The sequence below is a fragment of the Empedobacter sp. UBA3239 genome (genome assembly GCF_002362875.1).
In the GTDB taxonomy this organism is placed as follows: Bacteria; Bacteroidota; Bacteroidia; order Flavobacteriales; family Weeksellaceae; genus Empedobacter; species Empedobacter falsenii_B.
Genome location: NZ_DEVJ01000073.1, coordinates 1 through 12,679, shown reverse-complemented (window position 1 = coordinate 12,679; position 12,679 = coordinate 1). Strand labels below are relative to the sequence as shown.

11 protein-coding genes and 1 pseudogene are annotated in these 12,679 nt (G+C 32.4%); 9 read left to right on the top strand and 3 right to left on the bottom strand.

Translation table 11 applies throughout. From position 1 onward, the window contains the following. Positions 1 to 84 precede the first annotated feature (84 nt). The 7 genes from B4G36_RS11155 (at position 85) to gldN (ending at position 9,455) form a co-directional block, all read left to right on the top strand. Complete coding sequence (locus B4G36_RS11155; RefSeq protein ID WP_221856111.1) at positions 85 to 900, top strand: hypothetical protein; 816 nt, start codon at positions 85 to 87, stop codon at positions 898 to 900. Positions 901 to 985: 85 nt separating this feature from the next. Continuing rightward, the gene (gene topA, locus B4G36_RS11150; RefSeq protein WP_291064064.1) at positions 986 to 3,505 is read left to right on the top strand and encodes a type I DNA topoisomerase; all 2,520 of its coding nucleotides are present in this window, start codon (positions 986 to 988) and stop codon (positions 3,503 to 3,505) included. Further along, on the top strand, positions 3,505 to 4,656 hold the full coding sequence (locus B4G36_RS11145; RefSeq protein WP_291064063.1) for a hypothetical protein: 1,152 nt from the start codon (positions 3,505 to 3,507) through the stop codon (positions 4,654 to 4,656). The genes topA and B4G36_RS11145 overlap by 1 nt, the downstream gene beginning before the upstream one ends. A 108-nt stretch (positions 4,657 to 4,764) precedes the next feature. Continuing rightward, complete coding sequence (gldK, locus tag B4G36_RS11140) at positions 4,765 to 6,204, top strand: gliding motility lipoprotein GldK (RefSeq protein ID WP_221856105.1); 1,440 nt, start codon at positions 4,765 to 4,767, stop codon at positions 6,202 to 6,204. Positions 6,205 to 6,239: 35 nt separating this feature from the next. After that, positions 6,240 to 6,911, top strand: coding sequence for a gliding motility protein GldL (gldL, locus tag B4G36_RS11135; protein WP_221856103.1), 672 nt, complete (start codon positions 6,240 to 6,242; stop codon positions 6,909 to 6,911). 121 nt (positions 6,912 to 7,032) lie between these two features. Next, entirely contained in the window at positions 7,033 to 8,529 is a 1,497-nt protein-coding gene (locus B4G36_RS11130) for a GldM family protein (protein WP_291064062.1), read from the top strand. Positions 8,530 to 8,552: 23 nt separating this feature from the next. Beyond that, on the top strand, positions 8,553 to 9,455 hold the full coding sequence (gldN, locus tag B4G36_RS11125; RefSeq protein WP_286494777.1) for a gliding motility protein GldN: 903 nt from the start codon (positions 8,553 to 8,555) through the stop codon (positions 9,453 to 9,455). A 108-nt stretch (positions 9,456 to 9,563) separates the two neighbouring features. Here gldN and B4G36_RS11120 read toward each other — a convergent pair whose 3' ends face one another. Further along, the gene (locus B4G36_RS11120) at positions 9,564 to 10,361 is read right to left on the bottom strand and encodes an endonuclease/exonuclease/phosphatase family protein (protein ID WP_291064061.1); all 798 of its coding nucleotides are present in this window, start codon (positions 10,359 to 10,361) and stop codon (positions 9,564 to 9,566) included. A 328-nt stretch (positions 10,362 to 10,689) separates the two neighbouring features. On the opposite strand from B4G36_RS11120, the gene B4G36_RS11115 reads away from it, so the two are divergent. Both B4G36_RS11115 and B4G36_RS11110 read left to right on the top strand, forming a co-directional pair. After that, a complete protein-coding gene (locus B4G36_RS11115) occupies positions 10,690 to 11,748 on the top strand; it encodes an NAD(P)/FAD-dependent oxidoreductase (protein ID WP_291064060.1) in 1,059 nt (352 codons plus the stop codon). Positions 11,749 to 11,759: 11 nt separating this feature from the next. Further along, positions 11,760 to 12,227: a hypothetical protein gene (locus B4G36_RS11110; protein ID WP_291064059.1), complete on the top strand. Its 468-nt coding sequence runs from the start codon at positions 11,760 to 11,762 to the stop codon at positions 12,225 to 12,227. On the opposite strand, the gene B4G36_RS11105 is transcribed toward B4G36_RS11110, so the two are convergent. After that, positions 12,224 to 12,532 (bottom strand): hypothetical protein, encoded by a 309-nt coding sequence (locus tag B4G36_RS11105; RefSeq protein ID WP_221856095.1) that lies wholly within the window; start codon positions 12,530 to 12,532, stop codon positions 12,224 to 12,226. The genes B4G36_RS11110 and B4G36_RS11105 overlap by 4 nt on opposite strands. 12 nt (positions 12,533 to 12,544) lie before the next feature. After that, positions 12,545 to 12,679: pseudogene (locus tag B4G36_RS11100) on the bottom strand (IS982 family transposase); the annotation flags it as partial.

Below are 12,679 nucleotides of genomic sequence, written 5' to 3'. Positions count from 1 at the left end.
CTATGTGACATATTGGCAGTAAAATTTTCTTTTGCATTTTATTAACATTTTGTAGATTTGAGGAAATCTAAATGAAAAACAGGTATGATTGATCAAAAACTTCAAGATAGGATTAATTCAAGATTAGAAAATGGATACAATTTTAAAGTCCGTGCGGCATTAGATAAAGCTGGAACAATTTTTAAAGAGCTCGCTTTATATGTTATTCTTGCAGGTGTTTTCTATTCAATTTTTTATGTTTTAGGAGAGTTACTTGGAGATCTTTTTTATAAACCAAATCAAGAAGAATTAGAAAGTATCATGGGAGGTAGCGATTATAATGAATTAATTGAATGGTATAGAACAGAATTCGGAAAAACAGAATTTAAAGCCTTGTATATTTATAAATTGTTATTAAATGGATTAATTGCACCTATAGGGTATAGTGTTTATCATATGTGTAGAAAATATGATTTAAAACAGAATGTAGAGATTTCAGATATATTTATTATGTATAAAAATGGACGCTTAGGAAAATTATTTTTAGCAACAATTTTATTAAATATATTTTTTATGATAGGATTTACATTGTGTTTTTTCCCTGGAATACTTGTTATGGTTATGTTGACTTTTGTAATTCCTTTAATTATTTTTGGAAATGCAGGTGTAGGTGAATCAATTAATCTGAGTTTTAAATTAACATCGAAAAATTTTCTTGGTTTTTTAAAATTAATTCTAGCTTTAATAGGAGTTTGTATATTAGGATTTTTAGCTTGTTGTATAGGAATTATAGCAGCTTATCCATTTTGTTTTGTCTTAATTTATGTTATATACAAAGAAGTTATTGGCTTTGATGACGAACAATCAGAAATAGACCAAATCGGAACAGATATTTACAAGGATAATCCTTACATGAAATAGACAAAATTATGAAGCAGTTGAAAATCATTTTTGGCTGCTTCATTTTTTTGTTATTAATTTTGCAGAAATTTTTTAAGAAAACAATATGTCTAAAAATCTCGTTATTGTTGAGTCCCCAGCAAAAGCTAAAACCATTCAAGGTTTTTTAGGTGATGATTTTATCGTGGAATCAAGTTTTGGTCACGTGGTCGATTTACCAAAGAAAGGAATGGGAATCGAAATCGAGAATCATTATAAGCCAATATACGAAGTAACACCTGATAAAAAGGAGGTTGTAAGTAAACTAAAAAAATTGTCTTCGAAAGCCCAAACAATTTGGTTAGCATCCGATGAGGACCGCGAAGGAGAAGCAATTTCTTGGCATTTGTATCATGTTCTTGGATTAGAAAAAAAGGATACAAAGCGTATTGTTTTTAATGAAATTACGAAAAAAGCAATTCAACGTGCGGTAGAAAATCCACGTCAGATTGACGAAAATTTGGTTGATGCGCAACAAGCTCGTCGTGTTTTGGACAGATTAGTTGGTTTCGAAATGTCGCCAATTTTATGGAAAAAAATAAAACCAGGTTTATCTGCAGGACGTGTTCAATCAGTTTCTGTTCGATTAATTGTCGAACGTGAAAAAGAAATTCAAAATTTTGTTCCAGTTTCATCATACAAATTCATTGCAATTTTCGAAACGAATGAAGGAAGAACATTAAAAGCAGTTTTAACAAAAGAATTTTCTACGTTAAAAGAAGCCGAAGATTTCTTAGAAACATGTGTTGGAGCAGATTTTAAAGTAAATGATTTACAAAAGAAACCAGCAAAACGTACACCTTCTGCGCCGTTTACAACATCAACTTTGCAACAAGAAGCATCTCGCAAATTAGGTTTTTCAGTTTCGAGAACGATGCGTGTCGCACAACAATTATACGAATCTGGACATATTACCTATATGAGAACGGATAGTGTGAATTTGTCTGATGACGCTTTAACAGCGGTAAAAGCTGAGATAGAATCTGCTTACGGAAACAAATATGTTGAGATAAGAAAATACAAAAATAAAAATTCATCTGCACAAGAAGCGCACGAGGCGATTCGTCCAACACATTTCGAAAATCATTCGATTAATGCAGACGATTCAATGCGAAAATTGTACGAATTAATTTGGAAACGTACAGTTGCTTCTCAAATGGCAAATGCAGAACTGGAGAGAACTATTATTGATATTGATAACAACAAAAACAACTTTATTTTCCAAGCGAAAGGAGAAATAATTGTGTTTGATGGTTTCTTAAAAGTATATCAAGAATCGTTTGACGAAGAAGATGCAGATGACGATAAAGTATTATTGCCAAATGTAAAAGTTAATGAGCAATTGAAAGCAGATGAAATAAACGGTACTGAACGTTTTTCTCGTCCTGCGGCTCGTTATACAGAGGCATCTTTGGTGAAAAAATTAGAAGAATTAGGAATTGGTCGTCCGTCAACTTATGCACCAACGATTTCTACAATCCAAAATAGAGGTTATGTGGAAGTTGGTGAATTGGATGGTCAAGAACGAAAATATAATACCTTAACGTTAATCGATAATCAAATCAAAAAAGTTCAACAAAAAGAAATTTTTGGAGCTGATCGTCGCAAATTAATGCCAACTGATATCGGAATCGTGGTAAATGATTTCTTGGTTGATTATTTTACGAATGTGATGGATTACGATTTTACGGCACGTGTTGAAAATAGTTTTGATGATATTGCAGAAGGTAAATTGAATTGGACAAAAATGATTGATGAATTTTATACGAAATTTCATCATGTTGTAGAAGATGTTCAAGAAAATGCAGATCGTGCAACTGGAGAACGCGAATTGGGAATTGACCCTGTTTCGGGTAAAAAAGTGCATGCACGTATTGGACGTTTTGGACCAATGATTCAGATTGGTGAAGCAGAAGATGAAGAAAAACCTCGTTTTGCAAGTCTTCAAAAGCATCAATCTATTCATAATATTACCTTAGAAGAGGCAATGAAATTATTCGAATTACCAAAAACTTTGGGTGAGTATAAAGCGCACGAAGTAGAAGTGAATATTGGACGTTTTGGGCCTTATGTGAAATTTGATGATAAATATATTTCGATTCCGAAAGAGGAAGATCCAATGGATTTATCATTTGATCGTGCAGTAGAATTAATTGAAGAAAAATTAAAAGCTGATGCACCGATTGCACAATACGAAGGGTATGATGTAACAAAAGGAAAAGGACGTTTTGGACCATTTATCAAATGGAATGAATGGTTTATTAATGTTCCAAAAAAATACGATTTCGATCATTTATCTCAAGCTGATATTATCGAATTGATTGAAGATAAAAAACGTAAAGAATCTGAACGTGTGGTACGCGAATGGGCAGAACAGGAAATTCGTTTGGAGAAAGCACGTTGGGGACGTTATAATTTGATTCAAGGAAAAGTAAAAGTTGAGCTATCGAAAGAGACGAATCCAGAAGCGTTGACTTTGGCTGAGGTTGAAAAATTAATAGAAGCAGCAAAACCTAAAAAGAAAGCGCCAGCAAAAAAGACAACTGCGAAGAAAACGACAACTAAAAAAACAACGACTAAAAAGTAATGTATAACGACTTTTTAAAACCCGTTTCTGAAGAATTACAAGATTTTGCTAAATCTTGTAATTCTTTTGCGTTAGGACAAGCTATAAAATTTCGCGAAGATGTGATCGAAATCGATGAAAAATCGAACGATAAAATCGCGATTATTGGTGTGACAGAATCTCGTTCGAAACAAAAAGATTTGATCGAAGATGTAGATTTTAGCCTTGTTCGTACACAATTGTACGAATTGCAAATGGGAAATTGGTCGATCGATTTGTACGATTTTGGTGATGTTATTTATTATGATGATAAATCCGAAACCGAAAAAGTTTTTAGAGAAGTTACAAACGGATTAATTCGTGATGGATACGTTGTTGTTATTTTGGGTGGAAATCCAAGTTTAGGTTATCAACAATATCGTGCGTATGATGAAATTGTTGATAAAGTTTACTACTTAACAATCGATCATAAATTACGATTAGGAAAAGATGAAGCGCAAACAACGGAAAATAATTATTTAACAAAAATTATTTCTAATGAGCCTTTCAATTTATTGGATTACACAAATATTGGTTTTCAAACGTATTTTGTTGCTCAAGAAAAATTAGATTTGTTAGATCAGTTAAATTTTGATGCTATTCGTTTGGGTGTGATTTCTGAAAATGTAAAAGAAATAGAACCTTATTCGAGAGATGTAAATGCGGCTTTGCTTAATTTATCGAGTTTACAAGGTTCGGATTTCTCTTCTTCAAAAAATATGACGCCAAATGGATTTACTTCGCGCGAAATTTGTGCGTTGACAAGATATTTAGGTTTCAGCAATAAATTGACTTCACTTTACGTTTGTGATTATATCGAGAATTATAAAAAATTAGATCATCTATTAATTTCGCAGATGATTTGGTATTTTATTGATGGAAAAAATCACCGTCCAGAGATAAAAAGTTTTGACGATACACAATATTTTGAAAAAATTTTTGTTCCTACAGAAGGATACAATTATATTTTTTACCGAAATGTATTAACCAATCAATTGTGGATAGAAGTTGATAACACTGTTGATGGAGAGCGAAAATTTGAAATTATTCCGTGTTCAGAAAAAGATTACGAACAAGCCCTTAATGGTGATATACCAAATAGGTGGTGGAAATATTTCAAAAAATTTTATTAAAAAATAAAGAACAATTTTAAAAATCAATTAATAAATTGCCTTAATTTGTAGCCTTATTAATTGAGAACTAAAAGTATAAAACCTGTATAAAAATAAATCTATAACAGAATGAATAGAATTTTGGTAAGTGCATTGTTGCTATCTCTTTCTTTATCATCATGTAAAATGTTGAAAAACAGAGGGAGTAGTGATAGAAATGATGGACAAATAGTTTCGAAAACATCTTCGGCTTGGACGCCAGTTCGTCCAAAGGGAATGGTTCCGATTCCGAGTGGATCGTTTGTTTTAGGACAGACCGATTACGATTTTACAAAAACAAATGATGCTCCAGTAAAAACGGTTACTGTTACAGGTTTCTTTATGGATGATACAGAGATTACAAACTCTGAGTATCAAATTTTTGTAAACTACGTAAAAGATTCTATCGCTCGTACTGCTTTGGCTAACAAGGCAGAAACTTTAGGTTTTGATCCAATGAATCCTTCAACTGAGAACGATGGAATTGGAGCTTATGCTTACGTTTCGGGATCTGCAGATGGAGAAGGAACGCCATATGACGAATATTTAAAAAATAGTAATACAGGTCGTGATGGTCAATCTTTAGATGCAAAGAAATTAAATTGGAAACAGCGCTTGGAGTGGGATAAATACAAATATCCAGATGTAGATTATGCTGAGGTTATGGAAGGATTATATTATCCACCAGAAGAGCGTATGAATGGAGAAAGACGTATTGATACGCGTAAATTAAACTATTCTTATGTGACAGTTGATCAAACTGCTGCAGCAAAAAAACGTGGTACTTTCCGTGTAGATTTTCGTAAAGAATTTAGTTTAAATATTTATCCTGATACAACAGTTTGGGTAAGAGATTTCAACTATTCGTACAATGATCCAATGCACCAAGACTATTTTTGGCACAAAGCTTATGCAAATTATCCTGTTGTAGGTGTTAACTGGAATCAAGCAACAGCTTTTTGTGATTTCCGCACAAGATATCATAACACAGCATTGAATAATAAAAAGAAAAGAGGAAGTCAAGTAAAAGTAATTAGCTACCGTTTACCAACAGAAATTGAGTGGGAATATGCTGCAAAAGGTGGTTTAGAAAATGCACCTTACCCTTGGGGAGGTCCTTACTTAACTGACGATAGAGGTTGTTATTTAGCGAATTTCAAACCAAAACGTGGAGATTATTTAGAAATCAACGATGGTAAGAAAACAGGTTATATGTATACAGCTCCTGTAAAAACATTCAAAGCGAATGGATACGGATTGTATGATATGGCTGGTAACGTAGCTGAGTGGACAAGTTCTCCTTACAACAGATCATCTTACACAATGTCTTCATCACTTAATCCGTCAATTACAATGTCTGGAGAAGTAAACAGAAGTGTTAGAGGAGGATCTTGGAAAGATGTTGGATACTTATTGATGGTATCATCTCGCGATTGGGAACACAAAGATTCTGCAAGAAGTTTCATCGGATTCCGTACAGTACAATCTTTCCCAGAAGGATCAAAAGTAAATTTTAGAAAAACCAAATAACCTATTAATAAAATAATTTAATAAAAAGCACTCTTATGGCAGTACAAGCTTCAAAACAAGAACGTCTTACAAATTTTTTGTATAATTTCTTTGCCGCAGTAGTAATTATCGGGGCATTATGTAAAATTACACATACGAATATAGGACCAATATCAGCCAATTTAATCTTAACAGTAGGTTTAGTAGCTGAAGCAATCGTCTTCTTATATTCAGCATTCTTCGATAAACCAGAAGGAAGCTACGAATGGGAAAAAGCTTATCCAGAATTATTAACTGGAGAGCCAGTACAAAGAAAAACTGCTGCTGTTGCAACTGCAGGAAATAATTTAACTGCAGAATTAGACAAAGTATTAGCAGATGCTAAATTAGATAAAGAAGTTTTCGAAAGATTACGTGGTTCTTTAGATAAATTTGGTTCAGCTGTTAACGAATTAAACACAACAACATCTGCTGTCGCTTCAACAGAACAATATAGCAACGAAATTGCAAAAGCATCAACTAACATCAGCCAATTAAACGCTGTTTATGCTGAGCAAATTGTTAATAGCCAAAAACAAGTAGAATTAAATAAACAATTTATCGAAGAAATGCAAAAATCTTCAGGTAGTTCAGAGCAATTCTTGAAAGAAATGCAAGAGCTTTCTGCAAACATTAATGCATTAAACAAAGTATACGGAGGTATGCTTTCTGCAATGAAAAATAACTAATCGTTGTACGATAAATTAAACTAATTATTCATTAATTCTATAAATTATTATGGCAGGAGGTGGTAGACTAACCGGACGTCAGAAGATGATCAACCTGATGTATCTCGTGTTCATTGCAATGATGGCTTTGAACGTGGATCGTGAGGTGTTGAGATCTTTCGAAACGATAAATACATCTTTAGAGTCAACAACGACTTTAACGAAAACAAATAACGATACCTTCTATGGTCAAATTGATCTAAAAGCGAAGGATGATCCAACTTATGCAAAAACTCAAGCAGATGCTGCAGAAGTTAAAAAACAAACAAATGATTTTGTTGCTTATATCGATGGATTGAAAAAAGAATTAGCTGGTGCTGATTTTGTTTCAGGATCAGAAGATACAGATTACAATGCATTGTCTAATACAGAGCCTGTAGTTTCTTTATTCTTTAAAGGAAAAGGAGGAGACAAAGGAAATGAGAAAGCACAAGAGTTTACAAATAAAATTGATGGGTTCAGAAATTTCTTAATGACTTTTGCTAAACAAAGTCCAGATGCTAAAAATGCTGAAGCGCGTATCAATGAATTTTTTGGAACAACTCCAAAAACGAAAAATCAAAGCTGGATGCAAGAGAAATTCTATGACCAACCAATGGTTGCGTCATTAACGAATTTATCTAAAATGCAAATGGATGCACGTACAGAAGAAGGTAACTTAGTAAGAGCATTATTATCTGGTAAATTAGAAGAAAAAATTGAGTTGGATGCATTCCAAGGTTTATTCTTATCGCCAGGTGTTGTGAAAGTCGGAGATGAAGCTGTTCTTAATGTAGTTTTAGGAGCTTACGATAATTCAATCAAAGGTTCTGTTTCTACAAGTGTTGGTTCTGCTACTGTTGTTGATGGTAAAGCATCTATTAAGTTGAATACATCTGCAGTTGGTATGCATCAATTAACAGGTAACATTACATACGTATCGAATGGAAAAACGAAAACGGTAGCCATAGCACCTTCAACTTATCAAGTTGTAGCCCAAACATCAGATGTTAAATTTAAAGAGGTTATTCAAAAAGACCCAACAGGAGGGTCTATTGTTGCAGATAATTTACGTGTAGTTTATCGTGGAGTATCTAATCCAATTTCAGCAACAATTAACGGTGCAAACGGACCTGTTAGTTTAAGTGCTTCTTCTGGAAGTCCTTCTGGAGCGGGAGCTAACAAATGGAATTATACGCCTGGAGGAGGAAACGAAGTGGTGTTTACGGCATCTGCAAGAGCAAGTTCTGGTAAAACATTATCGGTTCGCGAAACATTCCGTATCAAACCAGTTCCACCGGCACGTGGTGTTATTTTAGGAAATACAAGTCCAGCTATTCCAGATAATGGAATCGCAGCACAAACAATTCGTGTAGATTGGCCAGATTTCTTATTCCCAATTTCGGGTGAAGTAACATCTTTCAATGTAAGAGTACCAGGTCAAGCAACAGTACGTGTTTCTGGAAATAAAATGTCAGGAGCAGCTGGAGCAATTTCTAAAGCGAAAAAAGGTGATGTAATTGGTGTTTTCGATATTAAATATCGTACAAATTCAGGAGCAACTGGAGAAGCATCATCTATCGCAATTCAAGTACAATAATTTAAAAAGTAAAAATTTAAAATATGAAGTATCTTTTGTTTGGTTTAATGAGTTTTTTCTCAACTCTTACAATGGCGCAAAATGTTCTTAACGCTGTTTCGCCAGAACAGTTAAGAAAAGACCGCGAAAATAAAACAAGAGTTGATGAAGCTGGAGATACAGTAAGTACGGCTCAAGATCCTTTGAAATATGGCTTTATCGAAGATAAAGATGTTTTATGGTCGAAAGTTGTATGGGAAGTAATTGATTTGAATGAGCGTCTAAATCAACCTTATTATAGATCTGGTGATGAGTTAGTGCAAAATTCAAAATCATTATATGATGTATTGGTTGACGGAGTTCGTAGCAAAAAGATTAGAGAAGTTTACGACGATGAGTACTTTCAAACTAAAATGAGTTATGAGCAAATTATGGCTCGTAATGAGAAGAAAGATACACAACAGTATTACTACGATATGAAAGCTGCTGGAGAAACTCCTGACGAAGCTGCTATTTTTAATTATAAAATTAAATCTGACGATATCAAAATGGTAAAAACGAAAGGTCTATGGTACATCGACCGTCGTTTAGGAGAATTAAAATATCGTTTGTTAGGTTTAGCAATTATGGGACCTGATGCGCAATCGTTAGGAACTGAGTTTGCTGACGGAGCTTTCGTAGATTTATTCTGGATTTGGTATCCAGATGCTCGTAATGTTTTGGTGAATGCAACGGTATTCAATCCAAGTAATTCAAATTCGGCAATTACATATGATGAGATGTTAAATGCACGTAGATTTAGTTCTATTATTTACAAAGCTCAAACAATGTATGGAACGAAAATGATTGATGATTACATTCCAAATGATGCGAAAGGTCAATTAGAAGAACATCACAAAATTAGAAATTCTATCATTCAGTCAGAAGCTGATATGTGGAATTACTAATCAGAATACAAAACAAAAAATCCAGTCATTTGACTGGATTTTTTTGTTTATGTATTTATAAGAATTTAACTTTCTAAAATCTAAAATCTAAAATCTAAAATCTAAAATCTAATTTGCATCTCCTTTTTCAATTCCTTCCTCTATTTTTTCTTCAACTTCTGCCTTTTCTTTATGGTCTAATTTCATTTCTCCCGAATCATCATCACTACGTAAAACAACTTGAATACTAATAGGAAAATGATCCGAACCAATATTTGGTTCTCTTATCATATCAATTAATCGAAATTGAGAACTCAAAAAATAATGATCCAAAGGCCAACGTAAGAACCAATGATGCGCATGAAAAGTATTGAACATTCCACGACCACGACGAGGATCTAAAAGTTGCGAAGTTTTCAAAAATAAACGTGTTGTTCTGCTCCACGCAACATCATTCAAATCTCCAAAAACAATACACGCTTTTCCATATTCTTTCGCTTGTTTTCCAATAATCAAAATCTCAGCATCGCGTTCAGCACTTTCTTCATTTTCTTGCGGAACTGGCGGAGTTGGATGTAAACCATACAAACGCACAATTTGATTATTATATTCGATATCAGCAATAATTGAAGGGATTTCTGTGCTGATTAAATAATTAATTTCTTGGTATTTTATAGGTAATTTAGAGTAAAACAATAATCCATAAGTGTTTTCTAACGGAACTTCTATTTTGTACTCAAAATCGTTTGTAGCTTCTTTTATTTGTTCCATCCATTCGTTGTTCGTTTCTAATAAAAAAACGATATCAGGATTTCTTTTCTTAATTAATTCAACCAAATTTTGATATTTCGTATTGTCTTGCAAAACATTATAAACAAGTAAATCAAGCGGTTTTTCATTTGGTTTTAAGGATACTTGTTCAATCATTTTTTTACCAAATGGAGAATAAGGAATAATGACCCAAAGTAAATAAATTGAAGTAAAAATTAAGCAAATAAATAGACTTATTGTAATTGAAGTTTTAGGCACAACAATGAATAAAATACAAGTAGCAATTACCAAAACAAATTTCTGAAATCGTGGATAATCAAATACTCTAACCATCCAATGTGTATGTTTGATGAAAGGAATAATGACGGAAAGGATAATGAGACAAGAAATTATGGTATAGAATATTTGCATAAAATGGTTGATTTTAAGAATAAAGATAAGTAAAACCGAAACATTATTTACCTTTGTAATCAAATTTTAGAAATTGAAAAAAGTAGAATATATCATCGTTGGTCAAGGTGTTGCAGGGAGTTGTATGGCGATGAAATTGTTGCAGGAAAAGAAAACTTTTGTGGTGATTGATAATCATTTTCATAAAGCATCGGCGATTGCTGCTGGAATTTTTAATCCTGTTGTGCTAAAACGTTTTTCAATTGTTTGGAATGCGACAAAACAAATCGAAAGATTGCGCGAGGTTTTTGGTGATTTTGAACAATTATTAAACAAAAAATATATCTACAATTTTCCAGTTTATAGAATTTTTAATGACGAACAAGAGAAAAAAACGTGGTTGAAAAAAGCGACAACTCATCCAGATTTGATTGATTATTTAGCAACAGATTCAGAACAACTGAATGATTTTTCCTCAATCAATTCTCCAATTGGTTCTGGTGAAGTTTTGCACACAGGTCGTGTTGATTTGACAAATCTTCTAGCTGATTTTAAAGATTATTTAGTCGAAAATGATGCTTTTTTAGATGAAACTTTTGATTTTAATGAATTAAAATTAGAGGATAATCAAACGAGCTATAAAAAAATCGAAGCAACTAAAATAATTTTTGCCGAAGGTTATAATATTTTGAACAATCCTTATTTCAAAAATTTACCTATAATTGGTGTAAAAGGTGAAGTGTTGAGAATTAAAACAGAAGCTAATTTACCTGAAGCAGTTGTGAAAGGAAAAGAATTTTTGATGCCTTTAGAAAATAAACAATATTTTGTAGGCGCAACTTACGATCGCGATTATGTGAATTATAAAAATACTGAGGATGCAAAACAATATTTGGTTGAAGGTGTTCAGAATTTTTTTAAAGATGATTTTGAAGTTGTGGAACAACATGCGTCAATTCGTCCAACGGTTGTCGATCGTCGTCCGATTATTGGAGTGCATCCTACGCATCAACAATTGATTTGTTTGAATGGAATGGGAACGCGCGGAACAATGTTGGCCCCTGTGATGGTGGATGATTTGTACGATTTTTTAGAAAATAATCAACCTATTGATAAAGAAGCGAATATTGCACGTTTCTATGATCGATTTTAAACCTATTTTGAATGAAAAATTTTGACATAAAAATATTTGCAATTCAACTTGTAGCAAGCGTTTTGTTATTTTTAGGAATTCAACAATTTTACGTTTTGGTTGAATTAGATTTGATTGAATTAATTCATTCAATGGGAAAAGATAATTTTGCCTTTTTGGTTAGAAAAAGTGACGAATTCGGAATCAGCGAAAAACTGAAACATTTAGCTACAATGAAAACAATTTTGAGTTTTGTAGGTATTGTTTTGGCATATATTTTATGTTCAGTTATCAACCATAAACGCAATTACGATTGGAAAATGTCTGTAATTATAGTAGTGTTGTGTTTTTTAGTTTTTCAATTCAGATTAATCAATCTTCCAATTAATTTTATTGCAACCAAAAATCTCGCATTGGCTTATTTTGTGCCAGCAACTTTTTCGATTTTAATCAGTTTTGTATTGTATTTTTTGAGTTACAAAATAAAGGTTAAGAATTAATTTAGTAGACTCTCAATTAAATTAGATACACCATGAATGAAAAAACTTGGTAAATCAGTCGATTTATTCGGGTTAGAAATATCATAATTCACTTTTCCAAAATTTGGATTATTTAGATCTATTTTTCTGTTAGATGGAATTAGTTTTAAATCTTTTTCAAGATTTGTTTTATAAACAAAACTATTAAATCGATTAAAATTAGTTGTTTGTTTACTACTCAAAGAATCAATTTTTAAATTATAATTTTGACAAAATGATGACGTCGTAATCATAACGAAAGAGAATAATGCAATATATTTCTTCACCCGTTGTGCATTTTAAATAATTTGAGTTTTTAGATTATTAATATTTCGATTAAAGTATGTTTTATTAATGTACTGAACCACAGTAAGTGCAGTAATTTTAGCTAAAATTCTGGTTTTAAATCCTTCTAAAGTCTTTGCATAATTTCG

What these genes read in the sequence shown, in the direction of transcription:
- B4G36_RS11145 (WP_291064063.1), top strand. Translation starts at nt 3,505, where the DNA reads ATGTATAACGACTTTTTAAAACCCGTTTCTGAAGAATTACAAGATTTT.
- B4G36_RS11130 (WP_291064062.1), top strand. Translation starts at nt 7,033, where the DNA reads ATGGCTTTGAACGTGGATCGTGAGGTGTTGAGATCTTTCGAAACGATA.
- gldL (WP_221856103.1), top strand. Translation starts at nt 6,240, where the DNA reads ATGGCAGTACAAGCTTCAAAACAAGAACGTCTTACAAATTTTTTGTAT.
- B4G36_RS11155 (WP_221856111.1), top strand. Translation starts at nt 85, where the DNA reads ATGATTGATCAAAAACTTCAAGATAGGATTAATTCAAGATTAGAAAAT.
- B4G36_RS11110 (WP_291064059.1), top strand. Translation starts at nt 11,760, where the DNA reads ATGAAAAATTTTGACATAAAAATATTTGCAATTCAACTTGTAGCAAGC.
- topA (WP_291064064.1), top strand. Translation starts at nt 986, where the DNA reads ATGTCTAAAAATCTCGTTATTGTTGAGTCCCCAGCAAAAGCTAAAACC.
- gldN (WP_286494777.1), top strand. Translation starts at nt 8,553, where the DNA reads ATGAAGTATCTTTTGTTTGGTTTAATGAGTTTTTTCTCAACTCTTACA.
- gldK (WP_221856105.1), top strand. Translation starts at nt 4,765, where the DNA reads ATGAATAGAATTTTGGTAAGTGCATTGTTGCTATCTCTTTCTTTATCA.
- B4G36_RS11120 (WP_291064061.1), bottom strand. Translation starts at nt 10,361, where the DNA reads ATGATTGAACAAGTATCCTTAAAACCAAATGAAAAACCGCTTGATTTA.